The organism is Bradyrhizobium sp. CCBAU 11361 (assembly GCF_028128935.1).
GTDB lineage: Bacteria > Pseudomonadota > Alphaproteobacteria > Rhizobiales > Xanthobacteraceae > Bradyrhizobium > Bradyrhizobium niftali.
In genome coordinates this window covers 1-6084 of sequence record NZ_LBJZ01000112.1, presented here as the reverse complement: position 1 = coordinate 6084, position 6084 = coordinate 1, and the positions used below count along the sequence as shown (strand labels likewise).

At 59.7% G+C, this 6084-nt stretch carries 4 protein-coding genes; 1 reads left to right on the top strand and 3 read right to left on the bottom strand.

The genetic code is table 11. The annotated features are described in order from the left end of the window. The 3 genes from XI08_RS10240 to XI08_RS10230 form a co-directional block, all read right to left on the bottom strand. Nucleotides 1–1308, bottom strand: a 1308-nt coding sequence (locus XI08_RS10240) for an adenylate/guanylate cyclase domain-containing protein (protein WP_271574323.1), incomplete at its 3' end; no start/stop codon positions are given. A 244-nt stretch (nucleotides 1309–1552) separates the two neighbouring features. After that, nucleotides 1553–1717: a hypothetical protein gene (locus XI08_RS10235; RefSeq protein WP_271574322.1), complete on the bottom strand. Its 165-nt coding sequence runs from the start codon at nucleotides 1715–1717 to the stop codon at nucleotides 1553–1555. Nucleotides 1718–1911: 194 nt separating this feature from the next. Then, a complete protein-coding gene (locus tag XI08_RS10230) occupies nucleotides 1912–4230 on the bottom strand; it encodes an AI-2E family transporter (RefSeq protein ID WP_271574324.1) in 2319 nt (772 codons plus the stop codon). Between the two features lie 495 nt (nucleotides 4231–4725). Here XI08_RS10230 and XI08_RS10225 point away from each other — a divergent pair, with 495 nt between their 5' ends. Further along, the gene (locus tag XI08_RS10225) at nucleotides 4726–5757 is read left to right on the top strand and encodes an IS110 family transposase (protein ID WP_271574321.1); all 1032 of its coding nucleotides are present in this window, start codon (nucleotides 4726–4728) and stop codon (nucleotides 5755–5757) included. Nucleotides 5758–6084: the final 327 nt, after the last annotated feature.

The following is a 6084-nucleotide window of genomic DNA, read 5'->3' as shown; positions in this document are numbered from 1 at the left end:
TTCGGCTGCGAATAGACGCCATTCGCCCGGGATACCCTTCAGGGATTGGATACCGCGGTCTCCGAACCGCAAGCCAGAGCCGGCGACCAGGTCCTTAACGGTGCTTGAGACCAAGACCTCGCTTGCACCAGCGAGCGCCGCAACGCGCGCCCCTATGTGGACGGCGATACCGCCGACATCTTCACCGATCACTTCACACTCGCCTGTATGAAGCCCGGCACGGATTTCAATGCCGAGCAGCCGAATTTCCTCGGCGATAGCACAGGCGCAGCGAACACCGCGAGCTGGACCGTCAAAGACGGCGAGAAATCCATCGCCAATCGTTTTAACCTCACGGCCGCGAAAGCGTGCGAGATTTCGACGGATCGTGGCGTGATGATTGTCAAGGAGATCTCGCCAGCGCGTGTCGTTGAGTGCGGCAGCCTTCTCGGTGGAACCGACGATATCGGTGAAGAGGACCGTGGCCAGGACACGATCGATTGGGACCGGAGCCCGCGATCCGGTCAGAAATTCTTCGATTGCATCGGCTATTTGGTCGGCGCTCTCACCAACGCATAAAAGGTGGTCGATACCCGGGAACTCGATGAGGCGAGCGCCGGGAATATGTGCCGCTACATCGCGTCCCCCTTCGACATTGACGGCCCTGTCTCCGGTCCGGTGGATCACGAGGGATGGTACCCGAACCGCCGGCAGAATCCCGCTGATTTCGATCTGACTATTCATGCGCATAAGAGCGGTTACGGCGGCCGGGCTGGCGCCGAGCCGCTCGTTCCGTCCCCACCAGTGCTGGAATGCTGCGTCATTTGCACGCGAGGGCGCAAACGTTTGCACGCTGCCGCCCGTCCCCCACGCCTGCTCGACATAGCCGAAGAAGGCCGCGAGCGCCTCGTCGGTCGGGAACCAGTATGAAAAGCGCGAGAAGCTGCCGTAGAGCACCAGCGCTCTGCAACGGTGCGGATAGGTTGCCGCAAATAAAATCGACAACGGGGCGCCTTCGGAAATCCCGAGCAGCGCAGCTTGCTCCATGCCGACGGCATCCATGACCGCGCGGAGGTCGTCCATGCGCTGGTCGAGACCAGGAAGTTCAGCGACTCGATCTGACATGCCGGTGCCGCGCTTATCGAAGGTCACTACGCGGGCGTAACTGGCCAGTCGCCTCAGAAAGCGAGCGAAATTAGGCTCGTCCCAGTAGTTCTCGACGTTTGACACGAACCCGGGGACCAGGACCACATTGATCGGACCATCGCCAAACACCTGGTAGGCAATGTGAACGTTGCCACTCCTGGCGTACTGCGTTACTGGCTGCATGGATAGCCCTAGCGCAAGCAACTCCGACTTCTGGCAGAACCATAGCAAACAATTGCGCCGATCGAAAAATGAAAGTCTTTTGCTGGGCCCGAATGCGAACTCCGCGCGGGTCTGAATTGTCGGCTCGGCGAGTAGACGGTTGGCCGATCTTCCGAACGGACGTCATGGACCACCGCCTGAGGCGGATTGTCGTTAAGGATCACCTTCAGCAAGGAAATTGCGGGGGCGGCCTCATTAACCAGTCCTAACCGGCGGGCTCTTCTTTGTTCTCATGTGGCTCGCCACGGTTTTCGGCAGTCTGCTCCGGATCCCCGGGCTCTTTTCCGGCCATATTGCCGGGATTGAAGTGGTATTTACCTTCTGGGTTCTCGCCGGGCTGCTTCTCATTTGGGTTTTTGTTGTTGGCCATTAGGTATTCCTTTGAAAGGAGTAACAACGTTGAATGGGACTGAAGTCGTTAAGTTCCAAACGATCCGTTGCCGGCTGTTTTGATTGGTCGAAATGGTTATTTCGGCCACTACCTCGACAGAGTGCGAACTTCCGCTTATGGCAGCGCTTAGCAGACATGGCGGCATTGCCGGACCCGTGTGGTCGCCGCTCAGGCTACTCGGGCACCATCTGCCCGACCGTCGCCGATAAGGAGGCAGGGGTAGATTTCACCGACGGTTTTTCGGTCGCATCACTTGTTGTAATGGTGGCGACGACATCGCGGGCCATCGTTTCAAGCAAGGCGACCTCGGTTTCTGCCAGGGTATGGGGTTCGGAGTCGAGAATGCAAAGCGCTCCGATTACCAGACCGTCGGCTGCGCGTAGCGGCGCGCCTGCGTAAAAGCGCATGTCCCATTGCTTGATCGTGTCGTTATCGGCAAAGCGCGGATCGCGCTCGATATCCGAAATCACCAGCGTATCGTCGTTAGCCACAACGTAATTGCAGATCGCATGTTCCCGGTCCATCGGCAGCAGCATGCCTGTATCATCGGTGATGGCATTCGGCAATTTTCCACTTTGTCCGACGAAGTATTCGCGGTCCTTGTCGATAGTGGTGATCACGGCAACTTTGGTATTGAATACGTCGGCTGCACGTTTAGCCAGCGCATCCAGCGCTTCACGTTTGTCACCCTCCAGGACCCCGGTCGCTTCGAGCGCGTTGACACGCTCTGCATCGTTGTCAGGTACGGGGGCTTGCTGCGCTGCCTTGGCTTCTTCAGGGGCGACGATGCGATGAATGCGACGAACCGCCTCAGCAACCGAAGTCACGACAGCATCCGCTTTGAGTGCTGCGAGGGATTCGTCAGTCAACAGTTCCGGCGGCGCGTTCCATAGCGCCAGGACGATGCGCATATTCGGCCATCGTCTTCGCAGACGCCGGCAGGCGTGGCGAGCGGGAATGGCTGGATTCGGCGTAAAGTAACTGAGGCAGACAATGTCTGCGCCCTTCAGGTCGAGCTTGGCCAGATAGTCGGCAGTGACGCTTGCAGCGGGTTGGGAAGTTGTGGCGATCCCTTCGAACGCAAGCGCATGGGTCAGCATTTCGCCGGCGAGGGCATCGATCTCCCATTTTCCTCCGATGCACAGGACCCTGGGCCCTGAGTCCGGACTCAGGGACGAGGGATATTGATCTTTCAGGTCGTCGAGCAGCGAGTCCATTCCGCTTGCCAGCCGCAGGCGGTGTTCGGCGCTTGCGTTCCGGAGATATTCCTCGCTTGCCAGGCGAAGGACCTCAATACCGATTGCGTCGTAGAAGGATACGACCGGAGATTTTTCGATCTCGGTGCTTGCGATCTCGACAGCTTCGTCGGCATCGTCTGCAATCAGCCGCTGATAGATGCGGTCCGGAAGATCCAGTGCAGGCGCCGAGCCGAGCATCGTTTCGAGGAAGCGCAGCTGCGGCAGATTGCGCCCGAGGACCAGCAGACAAACCGTGAGTGGAGTGGAGAGGATCAGCCCCACGGGTCCCCAAAGCGCTGTCCACAATATCGCCGCGGCAATCAGCGCCATGGCCGACAGACCGGTGCTGGAACCATACAGCAGCGGCTCGACAATATTGTTGCTTATCAATTCCAGGACGACGATCAGCGCAACGGTCCACAGCAGCATGCTCCAGCCGCCGTCGACGGCAAAGGCCAGCGCGATTGGAAAGATCGCAGCAATCAGCGGGCCGACATACGGGACGAAGCGCGTGACCGCGCCGACGGCGCCCCATAGCAGGGCGCCGGGTACGCCGATGATCCAGAGGCCGGCAGCTAGCGGCACGCCGTAACAGGCGTTTACGAGTAGCTGCATCAATAGGTATTTGCTGATACGTGTGCCAGCTTCTTGCATCGCATCGGTCGAGCGATGAAAGCTGCCTCCCAAAAGGCGCAGAAGCCGGTCGCGGAGGTCGCCAATATCCAGCAGCGCCAGAAAGACGAAGATCAGGATGATGCCGGCGGTGGCCAGCGGTTCCGCTGACCGGACAAGCCAGGCAAATACCTGCTCGAACGGCGTTTGCGGTGTAGGGACAATTTCGACTCGCTGTGGGACGGGACCATCCACCGGTTTGTCGTCCTTTGACTCGACCTCCTTTTGTACGCGTTCAAAGGTTTTCAGGACGCCGTCGAACAAGCCTGGTGCTTTGAGATTCTGGCGCAGATCCGACAGCTTCGTCAGTATTGTCGATTGATAGGCCGGCAATTCGACTGCGATCGAGCGGACCTGGGCGCCGAGAATGGCGCCTAGTCCCACCAAGGCGCACACGACGGTCACCATGACGAGACTCGTCGCGAGCAGTCTGGGGAGGCCTCGTCGAACCAACCAGGTAACCGGCGGGCTCAGTGCGAAGGTGATCAGGAAGGCGATCGCGAGCGGTATGAGTATATCGCGGCCGTAATACAGGCCGGCAAGGAGGATCGCGGCCGTCACAAGCGCGGCCGAAACTTTCACAATATCCAAGTCGCGAGACGCGACCGAATCCCCACGGACTTGGGTTGGTAGATCCCTTGGGGCTGTCGGCAAACTAGGCATTTTGCTCCGCCTCAGACGAAAACGCGAACGGACCCGGCAAGTTCCCCTTATGCTATTCCTCCCGCGAGTTGGGCAGGCGCAATGACTGAGCCGGGCTCCTTATGGGTATATCCGACAAGCACCCTCACTACGCTTGGATTGGAAATGAGGGGGAATTCTCCAAGTTCAGTTCGTCGGGGGCACCGATTACGTCGACCCTGGAGACGATCCGCGCAAGAAGCAATCGCAGCCCGGATTCTGCATAGAAGTGCCCTCCCCCAAAAGGGGCTCTCCAGTGCCGATGTAATGATCGAATGAGGCTGCTTCCTGCGGTGCATGAGTCCGGAGTTGATGCTGTACACGGCTCCTCCACCGGCACGAGAGTGCCAAGGAGTGGGCGCCGTCTGAGGCTCCCACGATTCGGAGGAGCAGCCTATGCAGTCAATTTCGACAGTCGGCCTGGATATCGCGAAGTCGGTCTTTCAAGTGCATGGCGTTGATGCAGCCGGCCAGGTGGTCGTACGCCCTCAGTTGCGGCGCAGGTACGTCCTGGCGTTTTTCCAGAAGCTGCCGCCATGCCTGGTGGGGATCGAAGCTTGCGCATCATCGCACCATTGGTCCCGCGAGCTGCAGGGGCTGGGGCATACGGTGCGATTGATGCCCTCCGGCCTATGTGAAGCCCTACGTCAAGCGGCAGAAGAACGACAGCACCGACGCGGAGGCGATTTGCGAGGCGGTCACGCGACCCAATATGCGGTTCGTGCCGACCAAGACGTCGAGCAACAGAGCTGTCTGATGCTTCACCGGGCGCGCCATCTCCTCATCCGCCAGCAGACGGTCGTGATCAACTCAATCCGCGCCTATCTCAGCGAGTTCGGGATTGTCGCCCCTGTCGGGCGCAGGGGTGTCGAGCAACTGCTGGAAGTCGCCGCCGATACAGCCGACCACCGGCTCCCCGAGGTCGCCCGTACGTGTCTTGCTGCTCTCGGCAGTCAGTTGCGGGCATTGAAGGCTCAAATCCTGGAGTTCGACCGACGCATCATCGCCTGGCATCGATCAAGCGCGACGAGCAAACGGCTGGACGCGATCCCCGCCGTCGGGCCAGCGTTGGCAACAGCCTTGGTCGCCAGCATTGCGGATCCCAAGGCTTTCAGATCGGGACGGGACTTCTCGGCCTGGGTGGGACTCGTGCCGAAGCAGAACTCGAGCGGGGGCAAGGACAAGCTTGGCAGTATCAGCAAGCAAGGCGATCGCTATTTGCGCAGCCTGTTCACGTCTGGCGCGCTCGCCGTCATCCGCTATGCCAAGATCCATGGCACCGATCATCGGCCCTGGCTCACTCGATTGTTGGCCCGGCGCCCCACCAAGGTTGCCGCTATCGCACTCGCCAACAAACTCGCCCGGATGGCTTGGGCGATGATGGCCCGGAACGAACGCTACAAGCAACCCGCCGCTCTCGCGGCGTGAATGAGATCACACGGGAAAGCCCGGCGTGACGTAACGGTTGGGAAGGCGAACAGCACGTAATGCAGTGCCGGTCGATCCGGCGATCAGGACAACCCACATGGGCCATAGCATCGTCGAATGCGAGGTATTGACCGGGACCTGATCCGCGGAGGGCATTATGGCCAGCGGTCATGTGAACCGCGTAAGTAGGCCGAACACATGGCTGCTCCGACCAATGCTGCGACGTGAAGTTTCTTCTTGCCAACCTGGAGCCAATGGTATGGACCCCGCCCTTGCTGCGGTGGAATCTCGAACGTCAACTGCAGTGAAGGAGGATGTCATGCAGGT